The organism is Sagittula sp. P11 (assembly GCF_002814095.1).
Classification (GTDB): domain Bacteria; phylum Pseudomonadota; class Alphaproteobacteria; order Rhodobacterales; family Rhodobacteraceae; genus Sagittula.
The window spans coordinates 4,587,159-4,603,582 of sequence record NZ_CP021913.1; the positions used below are offsets into that span (position 1 = coordinate 4,587,159).

Below are 16,424 nucleotides of genomic sequence, written 5' to 3' on the forward strand. Positions count from 1 at the left end.
CTTTTCGACCAATTATTGTGCGATGGTCAAAAATATGGACCATTTCGGCGCCGATATGAAAACCGCACACGAATTGCCCGCCTTTCGCATTAATTGACCGTTTTTTCCGCAGAGATTTTACGCCAGAGACCGCCCTCATCGCGAAACGCCGCCATCGCAGGCGTTGAAATACCGAGGGAGGAAAACTCATGGTCGGAGCGGATACCGCCTGGATCATCGTCGCCACGGCACTTGTGCTGTTCATGACATTGCCGGGGCTCGCCCTGTTCTACGGCGGGCTGGTACGCGCCCGCAACGTGCTCAGCGTCTTCATGCATTGCTACGCCATCGCCTGCCTGATGAGCGTGGCCTGGTTCGCGCTTGGCTATTCTATCGCTTTTGGCGGCGACGGCATGATCTGGGGCGGGCTCGACCGGGCGTTCCTGAACGGCGTGACCGCCGACACGCTGTCCGGCACGATCCCTGAAGTGCTGTTCTTCGCCTTCCAGATGACCTTTGCCATCATCACGCCCGCGCTTATCGTCGGCGCCTATGTGGAGCGGATCGGCTTCGGCTTCGTGCTGCTGTTCTCGCTCCTCTGGATGCTGCTGTGCTACGCCCCGGTGGCGCACTGGATCTGGGGCGGCGGCATGCTGGCCGACGGTGGCATCTTCGGTGAGACCGGCGTAAAGGACTTTGCCGGTGGGATCGTGGTGCACGAAACGGCGGGCCTTGCGGCCATTCTGATCGCCGTCTTCCTCGGCCCGCGCAAGGACCACTCGAAGCCGCCGCATAACCCGGGATTCGTCATGATCGGTGCGTCCATGCTGTGGGTCGGCTGGTTCGGCTTCAACGGCGGATCCCAACTCGCAGCCGACGGCGGCGCGGCGATGGCAATGACCGTGACGCATATCTCGGCGGCCGCGGCCTCGCTCAGTTGGGCGCTCTGGGAAAAGATCAAGTTTGGCAAGGCGAGCCTTGTGGGCATGGTCACCGGCACCATCGCGGGGCTGGCCTCCATCACGCCTGCATCGGGTTTCGTCGGCCCCGTCGAGGCTCTGATAATCGGTCTCGTTGCAGGTGTGCTCTGCCAGGAGGCGGTGAACTTCGTGCGCAATAGGCTGAAGATCGACGACACGCTCGATGTCTTTGCGGTGCACGGTGTCGGCGGCATCTTCGGCACGATCATGATCGCGACTTTCGGTGCGGGGTCTTGGGTTGCCCAGCTTGGGTCGCTGCTCATCGTCGGTGTCTTCACCGTTGTCGTGACGGTGCTTCTGATCGTGGTTGTCCGGGCGATCACCCCGCTGCGCGTCGACGTTGAGACGGAGGTCAACGGGCTCGACCTGTCAGTACACGGCGAACGCGCCTACGATCACGTCAGCTGAGGCACGGCATTTGATGCACGAAAACGGGCCCTACGGGGCCCGTTCCTACATCAGGGCGGAGATCGAAGACAGATCGTCGGCTTCGATGGCCTGCCAGATCGCATCTGCCACATCCTCGCCGACCAATGCGGCCACCTTCCCGGCAAGCCGTGCCTTGCGACTGTCGACAGACATGGGCGCATCCAGATCGTGGTGCGCTTCGGTGATGCCACCGGGTGTTTCGATGCGGACCACGGCTTCCGTCTCTGCGAGGGTCTCATCGGCGCGGACCTCGACCTTGTCGCGCAACGCGACGAGACCGGCATCGTGGCAAAGCGCGTCCGTGTAGGTGTCCAGCCGGGCGGTGTCGTGTCCCAGCAACGCGGCGGCGACGATGGCCCGGTAAGAGAACTTCAGTTGCAGGCCGGTCTGCGGTTCCGGGATGTGACAGACGGTCAGCCAGCGCGGATGTGTGATGACCTCGATTGCGCTGATGGATGCCGGATCCGTGCCCGGCAGAGTGGCCAGGGCCTCCAGCGTGGCGTGCAGACCGTGGCAACAGGCGTGGAACTTGTGGCTGATCGAGAGCATCCACGGATCGGCCTGTTGCTCCGCGGTGCCGTCGCAGTGATGCGTAGCCAAGAAACCGTTTTCACCGCCCAGAGCCTGCGACGCAGAGGTGAAACCCGCCTGCGCCAGAAGTGCGGCCTCCACCCCATTTGAGGCGGCAATACCGGCATTGAAGGGCTTTCCCATCGTGCCGAACTGCGACTTCAGCCCAGAAGCTCGGGTCGAGACCAACGACAGCGCATGCCTGGTGGCGTCGGGCGAGAGGTCGAGCAGGCGGGCGGCGGCCACGGTTGCGCCGAATGCGCCGGCGGTCGCGGTCTGGTGGAACCCCGCCTGGTAATGCGCACGACCGAAGAGCACGCCAAACCGGATCGACGCTTCGCAACCGACAAGCGCCGCGTCGATGACCCCGGACAGGCGTGTACCCTGCATCTCGCCGACGGCGAGCGCGGCGGGCAGTACGGCCACCGATGGATGGCCGATGTGAGCAAAATGGGTGTCGTCATAGTCGAGCGCGTGAGAGGCCGCGCCATTCAGCAGGGCCACAGCGCGCGCGGGTCCCCTGCCCGATCCGAACAAGGTTGCCTGGCCCTGCCCACCTTCGCTTTCGACCAGCGCGCGCACGCTCTGCGCGACGGGTTCGTGGCGCCCGGCGACGCCGCAGGCGAGCCAGTCCGCTGTCGACAGGCGCATGACCTCGCGCGCGTCGGGATGGTCCAAGGCAGCAGCCGCGGCAGTCAGAATCTGATCGGTTGCGGACATGGTTCCTCCCGGCACTTCGATGCCGTGCAAGGAACCACCCTCTGCGCCGGAAGCCAAGAGCCTCCGGTCAGGCGTCCATCAGCAGCCGCGCCGGTTCTGCGGCGGAAGTGGTCTCATTCGCATCTCGGTATTTCTCCGCCGCCTCGCGGGCCGGATCGGTGTCTTCCGAGGTTCCGGCGATGCTGCGGGCCAGGTCGTCTTCGCCGCGGAGGTCCTTGCGCTCGTCAAGGCGAGCGAGGGTGGCCTGATCCGTGCCGCGCGGCGTCGCGCTTTCGCGGATGTCCTCGGCTTCGGCGGCTTCGCTCTCTGCGGCCTTGCCTGCTGCATCCTCAGCCTTCCGCTCGGCCTGAAGTTCGATGGTGACCGCCGCCAGACGTCCCGCCTGCGATGTCGATACAGGCGGCGGCGCGGCGGGCGCGGGCTGGATGGCAGAGGGCCGGACGGTGGCGCCGGTCGCAGCGGGTGCGCCCGCCCCTTGCGGCGCGTCGCCAAAGGCGGCGCCGCCCGGCGCGGTCCGGCTTTGCGAGGCCGGGGTGCGCTCGACCTCCTGCACCGGGCGCGGCGGCACACTCGCCCCCGGTGTATGGGCCGATATGGAAAACAGTGAGGGCATTTCGTTCGTCCCTTCTTAGTCTCTATGAACTGGTCCGAAGAAATGCCCGAAAAATCGGGCCAAAAGGCGGCACTGTCGCCCGCACCGGCCCGGATTCGCGCTCAATGGTTAATGCTTGGTTCAGGCCATCCCGACGCGGCGCATCACACCGTGGCGTTCACCGCAGGTGACACCGGCGTCCCCGTGAACGCGGTGGCTTGGCCATACTGCGTCGCGGCCATGAGCATGGCCTGGTTCCTGACCGTCACCACGGCATCGTTGTAGGCGGGATCGCCCGTGCTGCCGGTGGGCGCTTCGCCGGGCTGTCCGGGGGCGCCCGAGGTGGCGGTCGGGGGCGAATATATCCCCATCGCCATCAGGTTCGGGACGCCGGTTCCCTGAGAGGTGGCCGGGATATAGGCGGCGGCCTCGGGTTCCGGTTTCTGCAGGCCCGGTTTCGGGTCCGCCGGGGTCAGGCGCGCGGCATAAAGCGACGACTGAACCACGCTGGAGCTTGGATTGATCATCACGGTCTCCCTTTGATGCAACAGGAAGTCACGTGATGACGCTCAAATTTGACACAAATCGGGCACGTCCGGGCCTTAGGGACTACGTGGTTAACGCAGGCGAATGCCGTTTAAAGATCAGCCGTAAAGCTCGGCGGCGCGGCGTTCGAAGGCGCGCACGATACGCTGCATCGCTTCGTAGAAGAACATGCCGGCCGCGCCCTGGAGGATGCGGTTCCGGAACTCGAAATCCACGAAGAAGGAGACCTCGCAGCCGCCGTCGACATCGGTGAAGCCCCACTTCGATTCCATGTGGTGGAACGGGCCGTCGAGGTATTCGGTGTGGATCCGCATGTCGTCCGGCCACAGCGTCACGCGCGATCCGAAGCGTTCGCGGAACACCTTGAAAGAGATCACGAGGTCCGCAAGCATCACCTCGTGGTCGCCCTCCGTCTGGTGAGACCGAATCCGGGCGGCCGCCGTCCACGGCAGGAACTTCGGGTAGTTGGCCACGTCGGCGACCAGATCGTACATCTGCTGGGCGGTGTACGGGAGTTTGCGGGTCTCGGAATGGGTAGGCATGAGTCTCCGTCTGGGTCGCTCGTAGCGGGTGACACTGTCGCTGGATGTCGTATGCTGCGCGCAGGAAATCAAGGGGTTGTGATGTCAGACCGTCCTTATGTCGTAGACGAGATGATCTCGGCCAAGGCCATTGCCGCACGGATCGAGGCGCTCGCACAGGAAATCACGCGGGCTTTCGCCGGAACTGAAAAACTGGTCGTCGTCGGGCTGTTGCGTGGCAGTTTCGTCTTCATCGCCGACCTGGTGCGCGAGCTGCGCCTGCCCGTCGAGGTCGATTTTCTCGAGGCGTCCTCATACGGAAACACGATGGAATCGAGCCGCGAGGTGCGTATCCTGAAGGACCTGCGTTCCGGTATCGAAGGGCGCGACGTGCTGGTGGTGGAGGACATCGTCGACACCGGCCACACGCTGAACCACGTCATGCACCTTCTGCGCGGACGCAAACCGGCGCGGCTGAAAACCATCGCCCTGCTGGACAAGCCTGCGCGGCGCGAGGTCGATTTCAAGGCCGACTGGATCGGCTTCGAGATCCCGGACGAATTCGTGGTGGGCTACGGAATCGACTATGCGCAACGCAACCGTAACCTTCCTTACATCGGCAAGGTCCGGTTTACCGAGGACATGTCGAAAAGCGCGTGATCCCGCCGTCCGGCTGTGAAAAAATCGCCCGGGATGCGATGCCTGTTCGGGCAGCGCGTCCCACGATCTCTGCACACGCAGAATTTGTTTGTCACAATTCTCAGCGACATTAAGCTGGCCACATTGAAAACAGGGAGACACCCAATGAAGAAAACCATTACCGTTCTCGCAGCGCTGGCCGTTTGCGCCACAGCCGCAACCGCGCAGGATCTGCCGCAGCCGGTCAAGGCACGGCAGGGTCAGTTCAACATCCTCGCATTGAACCTCGGCGTGCTGGGCGGAATGGCAAAGGGCGCGGTCGAATACGATGCGGAGGCTGCACAGGCGGCCGCCGACAACATCGCCGCCGTCGCCAGCCTGCACCAGGCCGCGATGTGGGCCGAGGGCACCGATACCATGTCCATCGACGGCACCCGCGCGCAGCCGGTGATCTGGGAACAGATGGACGACTTCAATTCGAAGTGGGAAGACCTCGGCACCGCGGCGACCGAGATGGCCTCTGCCGCTGGAACCGGGCAGGAAGCGCTCGGACCGATGCTGGGCAAGGTCGGCGGCGCCTGCAAGGCGTGCCACGACACGTACCGCGCGCCGGAATAAATGCGCAGCTTTCTGAAAGTCCTGGTCCCGATCGCGATCATCGCGGTCGGGATCGGTTTGTGGCTGACCGCGCCGTCGCGCGTCGATGCCGCCCGGTTCGAGGCGTTGACCGGTGATCCGGCGCGTGGCGAGACGGTGTTCACCGCCGCCGGTTGCGCATCCTGTCACCATGCGCCCGAGAGCGAGGATAAGCTGGTTCTGGCCGGCGGTCAGGCCTTCCCGTCCGATTTCGGCACCTTCTACGCGCCCAACATCTCGCCGTCAGAGTCGGGAATCGGCGGCTGGTCCATCGTCGATCTCGCCAATGCCGTGACCCGGGGCGTGTCGCCGGAGGGCGAGCACCTGTACCCGGCCTTCCCCTACACCTCCTACACCAAGATGGAGGATCAGGATGTCGCGGACCTGCACGCCTACATCATGTCGCTGGAACCGTCCGACACCGCGTCCAAACCGCACGATGTCGGCTTTCCGTTCAACATCCGGCGGTCGCTGGGGGGCTGGAAGCTCCTGTTCTTCTCGGACGACTACGTGATGCCCGCGGGCGACAACGAGCGAGGCCGCTACCTGGCCGAGACCTTGGCCCATTGCGGCGAATGCCATACCCCGCGCAATGCGCTTGGCGGGCTGGACAAGGGACGCTGGCTGGCTGGCGCGCCCAACCCGTCCGGACAGGGCACGATACCGGCGTTGACGCCGGACAAGCTGACCTGGTCGGCGACCGACGTGGCCTACTACCTCGAAACCGGGTTCACACCGGACTTCGACAGCGTGGGCGGGCACATGGCCGAGGTGGTGGACAACTTCTCCAAGCTGTCGGCAGAGGACCGGACCGCCGTTGCCAACTACATCAAGGCGCTGCCCGCGCCCTGAGGCCGAGCCTGGTGGTTGAACGCATGCGCCGGCGCGGATCCAATCCGACGCCGGCGCATTTATTTCAGGAGCGTTTGCGTTTCCGGACAAACCGCCGATTTCGGACGGCTATCCGCGCGCCCTCAGGCCCGACCGAGTTTCGCCTGCCGAGCATCGCGCAGCCGAGCAAAGTCGTCGCCCGCATGGTACGACGACCGCGTGAGCGGCGTGGCCGAGACCATCAGGAACCCCTTGCCGAAGGCCGCCTTCTCGTAGGCCGCGAACTCTGAAGGTTCGACGAACCGGGCCACGCGGTGGTGCTTTGGCGTCGGCTGCAGATACTGGCCGATGGTCAGGAAATCCACGTCGGCCGCGCGCATGTCGTCCATGACCTGTCGCACCGCCTGTGCCTCTTCACCGAGGCCGACCATGATGCCCGACTTGGTGAATATGCCGGGATCCAGCTCCTTCACACGCTGCAAAAGCCGCAGGGAGTGGAAGTAGCGCGCGCCCGGACGGACCTCCGGGTAGAGACCCGGCACGGTTTCGAGGTTGTGGTTGAACACGTCCGGCTTTGCCGCGACCACGGTTTCGAGCGCGTCCGGCCCGCACTTCAGGAAATCGGGGGTCAGGATCTCGATGGTGGTATCGGGCGAACGGTGCCGCACGGCGCGGATCGTCTGGGCGAAGTGCTCTGCCCCGCCGTCGTCCAGGTCGTCCCGGTCGACGGAGGTGATGACCACGTGGTTTAGCCCCAGCTTCTGTACCGCATCCGCAACGCGCCCCGGCTCGAACACGTCGAGCGCGTCGGGCCGGCCGGTCGCCACGTTGCAGAAGGTGCAGCCGCGGGTACAGATCTCGCCCATGATCATCATCGTCGCATGCCCGAGGTTCCAGCACTCGCCCGCGTTGGGGCACCCGGCCTCCTCGCAGACGGTCACCAGCTTGTGTTCGCGCATGATCCGCTTGGTCTCGTTGTATCCCTGCCCGCCGGGCGCCTTGACGCGAATCCAGGAGGGTTTCTTCGGCTGGGCATTGTCGGCCCGATGGGCCTTTTCGGGGTGGCGCTCCCCGGGGATCTTCAGATCGCGCATGTCACTGACCTTTCGCAACAACGGCTTTCACCTCTCCTACGCCTGATCGGTCCGCGAATCCACCCCGCTGCCATGCGTACCGGGCAAGCCGCGTGGGCGTCATCGCAAAGGCTGGCGATAACCGCAGGCTATCGCGGCCAGAATATCATACAATGAAACTTTAAGATGGTGCGGCGCATTGGTCGGCAGGAACAGCAAGGAGAGGCTACATGTCCAAACGTCAGACCACAACCGCAGGTGCACCAGTCCCGACGAACGAAACATCGCGGACCGCCGGACCGCGCGGCCCGCTGCTGCTCGAGGACTACCAGCTGATCGAGAAGCTGGCCCACCAGAACCGCGAGCGCATCCCCGAACGCGCTGTCCACGCCAAGGGCTGGGGTCTGCAGGGCACCTTCACCGTGACGCATGACATCACGAAATACACCCGCGCGGCGCTGTTCTCCAAGGTCGGCAACACCTGCGACGTCCTTTCCCGCTGGTCCACGGTTGCTGGCGAGCTGGGCGCGGCGGATGCTGAACGCGACGTGCGCGGCTTCTCCCTGAAGTTCTACACCGAGGAAGGCAACTGGGACATGGTGGGCAACAACACCCCCATCTTCTTCGTCCGCGACGCCTACAAGTTCCCCGATTTCATCCGCACGCAAAAGCGCCACCCGAAGACCAACATGCGTTCGCCCGAGGCGATGTTCGACTTCTGGGCCGGGCAGCCGGAATCGGTGCACCAGGTCACGATCCTGATGTCCGACCGCGGCATCCCGAAAAACCCCGCGCATATGCACGGCTACGGTTCGCACACCTTCTCCATGTGGAACGACGCAGGTGAGCGGCACTGGGTGAAGTTCCATTTCCGCTGCCAGCAGCCGATCGAGAACTACACCAACGAGGAAGCCAAGAAGATCATCGGCGAGACGCGCGAGAGCTTCCAGGAAGACCTCTTCAACATGGTCTCCGAGGGCAAGTTCCCGAAGTGGAAGCTCTTCATTCAGATCATGAAGGAAGGCGAGGAGGACAAGTTCCCCTTCAATCCCTTCGATCTGACAAAAGTCTGGCCGCACGCCGACTACCCGCTGATCGAAGTGGGCGAACTGGAGATGCACACCATCCCCGAGAACTACTTCCAGATGGTGGAGAACGCCGCCTATTCGCCCTCGAACGTGGTGCCGGGCATCGGTTTCTCGCCGGACAAGATGCTGCAGGCGCGGATCTTCTCTTACGCCGACGCGCACCGTTACCGGCTTGGCACACATTACGAGGCCCTGCCCGCCAACGCGCCCAAGGCCCCCGTGGCGCACTACCACAAGGACGGCGCGATGCGGTTCTTCCAGAACGACACGGGCAATCCCAACGCCTATTACGAGCCGAACCAGTACGAGGACGCGCCGCGCCCAGATCCGTCGGTCACGGAGCCGCCGATGCGCATCGACGCCGAGGCCTACCGCCATCCGCAGGAGGTCACCGACGACGACTTTGTCCAGCCGCGCGCGCTTTATAAGGATGTCCTTTCGGACGACGAGCGCAAGCGCCTGCATCAGAACATGGCAGGCGCCATGGCGCCCTGTTCCGACAGTGTGAAGGAACGCTGGTACGCTGTGCTCGAACGTGTGCATCCGGACTATGCCAAGGGCGTCCGCGAGGCCGCGGAAAGCGCACCGGCGCTGCCCGTCACCCCTGACACGCCGATCAAGGCTGCGGAATAATCCAGCGCCTTTTGGTGAACGAAATTCGGCCCCCGCGTTCCTTCGCGGGGGCCGTTTCATGCATGTATTGCCGATTTTCGTGCAGGACGGGTCAGGAGATCAAGTCGCCACCTCCCTTGCCACGCTCTTCGTAATGTCGGCGCAGACGTTGCAGGGCGATGCGCAGGACGATCTTCCCCGAGCGTGCCGACCAGCCCAGTTGCTTCTCTGCTTTTTCAAGCCCTTCAAGGTAACAGCAGCACCGAAGCGCGACATCACCCAAGCCGGGGCCGAGGTCGCGCAGCGCCGCCTGAAGCCGCTCTTGCGCAGCCGAGGCACTCCCGCCCGCGTTCCCGGCGCGGGTCGAGACGCCGGGGGTCAGGAAATGATCCCAGTTCTGCGTCGTGCGCTGCCCCATCTGAGCCAGTTCGAAGTCTTCGCGCAGACGTTCCCCCGCCGCGATGAGCACATCGGTCAGGAAGGGCGTCCCGTCCTTGTCCCGCCGCCGCCCGAGGGTGGTCAGCGGGCTTTCGGCCAGGGAGAAGTGTCCCTTGCGCAGCCTCGGGTCGCGCTCGACTTCTTCCAAGGCGGCATCGGCGGCGCGCCCCGTCTCGAACCCGGCCTGAGCCTCGGCAAAGCCGCGCACCCGGTTCTCCTGTGCCGCAACCATGCGGTTCAGCGCCACCCGCCCCACCGAGGTGATCCGGTATTTGGAGATGCGCGCGGGGGCGTCGCATGTGATCCATTCCTTCAGGGCCATCGCCTGGGCAATGCCGACCTCGACGACGGCTGTGCGCGCACTGCCTCCGTCGCCGGTGTCGCGCACCACCACGGCCTTTTCCATCTCGGCCGCAACGGCCAGCACGGCACCCGGCTCGCACAGGCGGCGCAGCACCCGCCGCGCCTCACGCGCAAGCGTCGTCTCGTCCGGTGGGACCGGAGTGTTGATGGCAGCAGTCATCGGTTCATCGTCCTTTCTGGTCAATGTAGCCGGCGCCCCCGTGCCGGCTGCCCCCATGGTGCATAAGGCTGCGTCGATCAAAGGGTCGTCCCGCAGCGTTTCGATCTTCCGGATCTGACGCAGGACGGTCGAAGCGTGGCATCCCGCCTGGCGCGCAAGTTCACGGATCGACTGTCCACCCTCAACATGCGCCAGGTACATGAGCACTCGCTCGGGCATCCATGCGGGCATCGGGCCCGCGGCGTTGCAGGGTGGCGCGTCGATCATGCGTGACCTTTGCGTCGGAACGAGTTGTTCACAGGTTTATCCCCATTTGATCGATCGCAACCTTCGCGTGTGCCGGTTACTCTTTGGTTAACACACACGCTTCGGGACGATCCTTCCTAACAATAGATAATCATGGGTAAATCGCTCGTTCGCGACCGTACGGTGCCGCGCAACACCCTTCATGAGTGTGCTTCTGTTCCGCCGTCGGCCGAACCGTTTCGGTCTTGCACAGGAGGTTGGACAGATGAAGGACGTGTTGGGAATGCTGAGCGATCTGCGCCGCCCGCGCCTGTTGATCCGCGCCGCCCGCATCGGCGCGCAGGAATACCGCAGGGTGCCCCACCTGCGTCGGGTTCTGGGATTTGCCGCCCTGCCCCGCTCGGGCGTGGCGCTGATGCGCCTGATGGAGATCGAGGCCGAGCTGGACGAACGGCGCAGGGGTGGCGATGCCGCCTACAGCGTCAGCCGCCATGTCGAGGTGCTGACCGCCATGATGGGAGAGGCCCGTCTTCTGCGGAGCGCCGCCGAACTGGTGGCGCCCGACGGACCGGCCGCGGCAAGCTGAAAGCGGCCCGCGGAACACAGGTTCCGGGGCCGCTCTGCCTCAGGTGAAGCTGTCGGTCATCGACGCCTTCTTGCGGGCGACATAATCGTTCAGCTGCTCCTCGATGGCGGGGTCCATCGCGGGTTTCTGGTAGGCGTCCAGCAGTTTCGCCATCCGGACCTGCGCCAGCGCCACGGTGTCCCGCGCACCATCCTCCGACCAGGTCTCATATGGTTTGTAATCAAGCACTTCCGAGCGCCAGAAGGCAGACTTGAAGTTCGCCTGCGTATGCGCGCAGCCAAGGTAGTGACCGCCCGGACCGACCTCGCGGATGGCATCCATCGCCTGCGCGTTCTCGTCGATTGAGACGCCCTTGGCCAGGTGGTGCAGCGTGCCGAGCTGGTCGGCGTCCATCACGAACTTCTCGAACGACGACACCAGTCCGCCCTCCAGCCAGCCGCAGGCGTGGAGCATGAAGTTGACGCCGGACAACAGCCCCATGTTGAGCGAGTTCGCGGTCTCGTAAGCTGCCTGCGCATCGGGCAGTTTCGATCCGCAGAACGATCCCGAAGATCGGTACGGAAGGCCCAGGCGACGCGCCAACTGGCCTGCGCCGTAGGTGATGTGCGCGGCCTCCGGCGTGCCGAAGGTGGGCGCGCCGGAGTTCATGTCGATGGAGGTCACGAAGGCCCCGAAGATCACCGGCGCGCCGGGACGGATCAACTGGCTGTAGGCCACCCCAGCCAGCACCTCTGCCAGCACCTGCGTCAGGGTGCCGGCCACGGAAACCGGCGCCATGGCACCGCCCACGATGAAGGGCGAAACGATGCAGGCCTGCCCGGCCGCGGCATAGGTCTCCAGCGCACCCATCATGACGTCATCGAAGGTCAGAGGCGAGTTGATGTTGACCAGGGAGGTCATCACCGTGTTCTCGGAAACAAACTGTTTCCCGAACAAAATCTCGCACATCTCGACGGAATCGGCGGCGCGCGACGGCTCCGTCACCGACCCCATGAAGGGTTTGTCGGACAGGGTCATATGCGCCAGCAGCATGTCGAGGTGGCGCTTGTTCACCGCGATGTCGGTCGGTTCGCACACCGTGCCGCCGGAATGGTGCAGCCATTTCGACATCTGACCCAACTTCACGAAGGTACGGAAGTCCTCGATCGTGGCATAGCGGCGGCCGCCGTCGAGGTCGCGCACGAAGGGCGGGCCGTAGACCGGGGCCAGCACGAGGTTGCGTCCGCCGATCTCCACGTTGCGGTCGGGATTGCGCGCGTGCTGGGTGAACTGCGACGGCGCGGTGGCGCAGAGCGTGCGGGCCAGGCCACGCGGGATGCGGACCCGTTCGCCCTGCACGTCGGCGCCCGCCTCTTTCCAGCGCGCCAGAGCGCCGGGGTTGTTCACGAAGTTGACGCCGATCTCTTCCAGCACGGTCTCGGCGTTATGCTCGATGATTTCCAGGGCCTCCTGGGTGAGGACCTCGAAGTTCGGAATGTTGCGTTCGATGAACCTCGCCGTCTCCACCGCGGTGGAGGTCCGCTCCGCCCGCCGTGCGGCCCCGCCGCCCGTACCGCGCGCACGTCTGCGTGCCGTCGCTTCTGCCATGGATCCATCCTCGCATTTCTCGGGGCACGCCTGTCGCGCCCGGACCGATTTCCGCCTGAATAGCCGCTCAAGCCCGCGGGGATTGGCGCGTTAGCGGCGCTTGGCGCGAAAATACGACATACCAGGCCATGCAGGCGACCTGCCGCCGCCTCAGAGGCGGATCGTTCGAATGCGTCCTGTCTTATCCCACAGGCTTTAGCAGGGGATTAAGGCGTTCAGCCCTGCCAGTCCCACGGCAGCAACAGTGCGCTGGCAATATCCATCGCATTTACCGGAATGCCTGTCGGCCTAAGAGAGATAGGCACATCCCTGCCCCACGGATCGTGGCGCGCGCTGGTCCGCCTTGCCGCGACACTGACCGCGCTGCCAGGCACACATCATGCGGCGTTGGTTGGAACAAAAAGCTCCAGCGCCACGGTCGCCACGAAACGCCCGCCCACCGACAATCCGCCTGTCCGGCAGGTCACCTCCGCGGATTGGCCCAGGACCGCGACCAGCGCGGGTTCCGAAACCCCTTCGGCCTCCGGAACGCCGACCGTGACGCGCAACACACCGCCTTCGTGCGAAGCATGGACAACCGCCCGGCCCATCGCGTCGCGCAGACCTGCCTCCGCAGCCTCCTGCGCCGTCTCGCCCGTGCCCAGCCCCATGCGAATGATCAGCCGCTCCATCATGCGTCCTCCCCGAAAGAGACGGTGATTGACACCGCCGCCATGACCAGAGCCTCACCTTCGCCGGACGGATGCGGCACCGAAAGGCCACCCTCGACCACCTCGATGTCCGGTGTGCCGTAAGGAAAGACCTCCCGCAGGGCCGCCACGTCGACGTCTTCCGGCACAGGCACTCCGACCTTCACCGCCAGCCGCATCTCGGACTTGTCGCGGCCAAAGACCTCTGCCGCACGGATGGAGTTGCGCCACAGCGCATCGCGCAGCCCGCGCGCCGCCGCTTCCGTCTGATCGCCGCGTCTGAGCGAGGACCCCATCCCGTATTCCGTCAAAACCCGCATCACGCCTCCCGAGCGATATTGAAACTTTCCCGGCCCCTGCGTACAGGAGCGCATGACCCAAGCCCAGCATGACCGCCTCCTCATCATCGACTTCGGGTCCCAGGTGACGCAGCTCATCGCGCGCCGCCTGCGGGAGCTGAACGTCTATTGCGAAATCCACCCCTATCAGAACGTGAACGACGCGTTCCTGGCCGATTTCGCCCCCAAAGCCGTCATCTTCTCCGGCGGCCCCGATTCGGTGACCCGTGAGGGTTCGCCGCGTCCGCCGAAGACCGTCTACGACCTGGGCGTGCCGATCCTCGGCATCTGTTACGGGCAGCAGGTGATGATGCAGGACCTCGGCGGTCGCGTCGAAGCCGGGCAAAGCCACACCGCGGAATTCGGGCGCGCCTACGTCATGCCGACGGAGCGGACCACCGATTTCTTCAACGGCTGGTTCCTCGACGGTTCGGGCCGCGAGCAGGTTTGGATGTCGCACGGCGACCACGTGGCAGAGCTTGCCCCGGGGTTCGAGGTCTACGGCACCTCGACCGGCGCACCCTTCGCCATGACCGCCGACCTCGACCGCCGGTTCTACGCCGTGCAGTTCCACCCCGAGGTGCACCACACACCGAACGGCAAGACGCTCTACGAGAACTTCGTGAAGCTTGCGGGCTTCACCGGCGACTGGACCATGTCCGCCTACCGCGAGGAGATGATCGCCAAGATCCGCGAACAGGTCGGCGACAAGCAGGTGATCTGCGCCCTCTCCGGCGGCGTCGACAGCTCCGTTACCGGCATCCTGCTGCATGAGGCGATCGGCGATCAGTTGACCTGCGTGTTCGTGGATCACGGTCTGCTGCGCCTGAACGAAGCGGAACAGGTCGTGCAGATGTTCCGCGACAACTACAATCTGAACCTGATCCATGCCGACGAGAGCGACCTGTTCCTCGGCGCGCTCGAAGGCGTCTCGGACCCCGAGATCAAGCGCAAGACCATCGGCAAGCTCTTCATCGACGTGTTCCAGAAATACGCCGACCAGATCGAGGGTGCTGAATTCCTCGCGCAGGGCACGCTTTATCCCGACGTGATTGAATCCGTTTCCTTTTCCGGCGGCCCGTCGGTCACGATCAAGTCGCACCACAATGTCGGTGGCCTGCCGGAAAAGATGGGCCTGAAACTGGTCGAACCGCTGCGCGAACTGTTCAAGGACGAGGTGCGCGCGCTGGGTCACGAACTGGGCCTGCCCGCCTCCTTCATCGGCCGCCACCCCTTCCCCGGACCAGGCCTTGCGATCCGCTGCCCGGGCGAGATCACCCGCGACAAGCTGGACATCCTGCGCAAGGCGGATGCGGTCTATATCGACCAGATCCGCAAGCACGGTCTCTACGACGAGATCTGGCAGGCCTTCGCGGCAATCCTGCCGATGCGCACCGTGGGTGTCATGGGCGATGGCCGGACCTACGACTATGCGCTGGCGCTGCGGGCCGTCACTTCCGTCGACGGCATGACCGCGGATTACTACCCGTTCAGCCACGAGTTCCTGGGCGAGACCTCGACCCGGATCATCAACGAGGTGAAGGGCATCAACCGCGTGTTCTACGACACCACCTCGAAGCCGCCGGGCACGATCGAGCTGGAATGAACCTATGCGGCACGCCATAGTGCCGCAAACGCCCAAGTCACCCTTGTATGTGACCCGAAACGCCGACACTCTTGCAGCAAACGCCGCCCCGGCGGCCTTTGCCAAAGATCTTTCGATGACGTGTTCTGCTTTCAGGCTGTCTGCGCTGCTTCTTCCGCTTGCTCTGGCGGCATGCCGTGCCGACGTGGAGCACCTGCAATCCCTGATCCCGGCAGACTTCACGGTGACCGAGACGCTGACATCCGAGGCCAAGCGCTTCAACTGCCAGCGCGCGACCTTCATCGCCAGCGCACCGGCGGGCGCCACCGAAGACTGGACGCGCCTTGGGCGGCTGTTCGACGCCAAGCTGTCCGCTTGCATCGACCTGGAGGAACAGTTGCGCTGGAAGCAGGCGATTGGTCGGCAAACCGCATGGTGGCGCGTGATCCAGACGCCGGAGCGCGCCCACCTCTGGTACGACAGTGAAAGTGGCCGCCTCCAGGTGCTGACGCTGCAACAGGACAGGTAGCTCCAAATGCGCACGGTTCTGCGCCTTGTCGTCAGCTATTTGGCGTTATGCGTCCTTCTCACGATGATCTCGCAATTCGCAATCCCAGCCTGCACATCGGTGTCCAAACCGCGCGATGTCGCCATCGTGCTTGGCGGAGGCAGCGCGCCGGACAGGCTGACACCCGACACGGCCATGAGGGTCGCCACCGGCGTCCACTTGTATCGCGAAGGGATGGTAAAGAAGTTGCACATGACCTGCGGAAACACCTTGCCCGGCACCCGCCCCGGGCAAGTCATGGCCGAGGCGGCGATCCGCGCCGGTGTGCCGCCTTCCGCCGTGTCGTGGGAAGGTCAGTCCCTGTCGACATTGCAGAATGCGCTGTTTTCCCGTCCCGATCTGCCCGAAGGAGAGACCCGCATCGTCGTGACCGAGCCCTTCCATGCCCTGCGCGGCGCCGCCAGTCTTGCCTGGGCCGGACGTCCCGCAGCGGCCTGCACGACGCCCGAAACCAGTGGCAAGGCACCCCGCATGACAAAAGTCCTGCTGCGCGAGGTGGCTGCATGGGCGGTCAACCTCCCGCGCGCGCTTGCCTACTCTCTCGCCTCCGCTTTGGGGCTCGGCGCGGTTTTCCCGGATATCCTGCTGGCCTGAACCGCCATGCCCTTTTGGTACAACCCTCATCAAGATGATGCAGATTATGAGTTT

General features: G+C 64.5%; 18 protein-coding genes. 9 read left to right on the forward strand and 9 right to left on the reverse strand.

The genetic code is table 11. From position 1 onward, the window contains the following. The first annotated feature begins 188 nt into the window (after positions 1 to 188). Positions 189 to 1,367: an ammonium transporter gene (locus tag CDO87_RS21870; protein ID WP_100930742.1), complete on the forward strand. Its 1,179-nt coding sequence runs from the start codon at positions 189 to 191 to the stop codon at positions 1,365 to 1,367. A 45-nt stretch (positions 1,368 to 1,412) separates the two neighbouring features. Here the strand turns inward: CDO87_RS21870 and CDO87_RS21875 are convergent, their stop codons facing one another. From CDO87_RS21875 to CDO87_RS21890, 4 genes are all read right to left on the reverse strand, one after another. After that, positions 1,413 to 2,678 carry an MmgE/PrpD family protein gene (locus CDO87_RS21875; protein WP_100930743.1) on the reverse strand — a complete coding sequence of 422 codons (1,266 nt, stop codon included), beginning with the start codon at positions 2,676 to 2,678 and terminating at the stop codon, positions 1,413 to 1,415. 67 nt (positions 2,679 to 2,745) lie between these two features. Continuing rightward, entirely contained in the window at positions 2,746 to 3,291 is a 546-nt protein-coding gene (locus CDO87_RS21880) for a hypothetical protein (protein ID WP_157815078.1), read from the reverse strand. Between the two features lie 143 nt (positions 3,292 to 3,434). Further along, complete coding sequence (locus CDO87_RS21885; protein WP_100930745.1) at positions 3,435 to 3,797, reverse strand: hypothetical protein; 363 nt, start codon at positions 3,795 to 3,797, stop codon at positions 3,435 to 3,437. A 117-nt stretch (positions 3,798 to 3,914) separates the two neighbouring features. Continuing rightward, entirely contained in the window at positions 3,915 to 4,358 is a 444-nt protein-coding gene (locus CDO87_RS21890; protein WP_100930746.1) for a type II toxin-antitoxin system RatA family toxin, read from the reverse strand. Positions 4,359 to 4,439: 81 nt separating this feature from the next. Here CDO87_RS21890 and hpt point away from each other — a divergent pair, with 81 nt between their 5' ends. The 3 genes from hpt (at position 4,440) to CDO87_RS21905 (ending at position 6,464) form a co-directional block, all read left to right on the forward strand. Further along, on the forward strand, positions 4,440 to 4,997 hold the full coding sequence (hpt, locus tag CDO87_RS21895) for a hypoxanthine phosphoribosyltransferase (protein WP_100930747.1): 558 nt from the start codon (positions 4,440 to 4,442) through the stop codon (positions 4,995 to 4,997). Positions 4,998 to 5,141: 144 nt separating this feature from the next. Next, positions 5,142 to 5,594: a cytochrome c gene (locus tag CDO87_RS21900; protein ID WP_100930748.1), complete on the forward strand. Its 453-nt coding sequence runs from the start codon at positions 5,142 to 5,144 to the stop codon at positions 5,592 to 5,594. After that, complete coding sequence (locus CDO87_RS21905) at positions 5,595 to 6,464, forward strand: cytochrome c (protein WP_100930749.1); 870 nt, start codon at positions 5,595 to 5,597, stop codon at positions 6,462 to 6,464. A 122-nt stretch (positions 6,465 to 6,586) separates the two neighbouring features. Here the strand turns inward: CDO87_RS21905 and lipA are convergent, their stop codons facing one another. After that, complete coding sequence (gene lipA / locus CDO87_RS21910; protein WP_100930750.1) at positions 6,587 to 7,537, reverse strand: lipoyl synthase; 951 nt, start codon at positions 7,535 to 7,537, stop codon at positions 6,587 to 6,589. 209 nt (positions 7,538 to 7,746) lie between these two features. Between lipA and CDO87_RS21915 the strand changes: the two genes are divergently transcribed. Continuing rightward, entirely contained in the window at positions 7,747 to 9,237 is a 1,491-nt protein-coding gene (locus tag CDO87_RS21915; protein WP_100930751.1) for a catalase, read from the forward strand. A 91-nt stretch (positions 9,238 to 9,328) separates the two neighbouring features. Here CDO87_RS21915 and CDO87_RS21920 read toward each other — a convergent pair whose 3' ends face one another. Further along, complete coding sequence (locus CDO87_RS21920) at positions 9,329 to 10,408, reverse strand: DUF6456 domain-containing protein (RefSeq protein ID WP_198521786.1); 1,080 nt, start codon at positions 10,406 to 10,408, stop codon at positions 9,329 to 9,331. A gap of 280 nt (positions 10,409 to 10,688) precedes the next feature. Here CDO87_RS21920 and CDO87_RS21925 point away from each other — a divergent pair, with 280 nt between their 5' ends. Next, complete coding sequence (locus tag CDO87_RS21925; protein ID WP_100930753.1) at positions 10,689 to 11,009, forward strand: DUF6477 family protein; 321 nt, start codon at positions 10,689 to 10,691, stop codon at positions 11,007 to 11,009. Positions 11,010 to 11,048: 39 nt separating this feature from the next. Here the strand turns inward: CDO87_RS21925 and CDO87_RS21930 are convergent, their stop codons facing one another. The 3 genes from CDO87_RS21930 to CDO87_RS21940 form a co-directional block, all read right to left on the reverse strand. Next, complete coding sequence (locus CDO87_RS21930) at positions 11,049 to 12,596, reverse strand: trimethylamine methyltransferase family protein (protein WP_100930754.1); 1,548 nt, start codon at positions 12,594 to 12,596, stop codon at positions 11,049 to 11,051. A 377-nt stretch (positions 12,597 to 12,973) separates the two neighbouring features. Continuing rightward, a complete protein-coding gene (locus CDO87_RS21935; protein ID WP_157815079.1) occupies positions 12,974 to 13,270 on the reverse strand; it encodes a hypothetical protein in 297 nt (98 codons plus the stop codon). Beyond that, entirely contained in the window at positions 13,267 to 13,605 is a 339-nt protein-coding gene (locus CDO87_RS21940) for a Lin0512 family protein (RefSeq protein ID WP_198521787.1), read from the reverse strand. Before CDO87_RS21940 ends, CDO87_RS21935 begins: the two co-directional genes overlap by 4 nt. Positions 13,606 to 13,657: 52 nt before the next feature. Between CDO87_RS21940 and guaA the strand changes: the two genes are divergently transcribed. The 3 genes from guaA to CDO87_RS21955 all read left to right on the forward strand — a co-directional run bounded on the left by guaA (position 13,658) and on the right by CDO87_RS21955 (position 16,370). Further along, positions 13,658 to 15,229, forward strand: a complete 1,572-nt coding sequence (gene guaA / locus CDO87_RS21945) for a glutamine-hydrolyzing GMP synthase (RefSeq protein WP_100930757.1) — start codon at positions 13,658 to 13,660, stop codon at positions 15,227 to 15,229. Positions 15,230 to 15,344: 115 nt separating this feature from the next. Continuing rightward, the gene (locus CDO87_RS21950; RefSeq protein WP_100930758.1) at positions 15,345 to 15,737 is read left to right on the forward strand and encodes a hypothetical protein; all 393 of its coding nucleotides are present in this window, start codon (positions 15,345 to 15,347) and stop codon (positions 15,735 to 15,737) included. A 174-nt stretch (positions 15,738 to 15,911) separates the two neighbouring features. Then, the gene (locus tag CDO87_RS21955; protein WP_254698448.1) at positions 15,912 to 16,370 is read left to right on the forward strand and encodes a YdcF family protein; all 459 of its coding nucleotides are present in this window, start codon (positions 15,912 to 15,914) and stop codon (positions 16,368 to 16,370) included. The last annotated feature ends 54 nt before the right edge of the window (positions 16,371 to 16,424 follow it).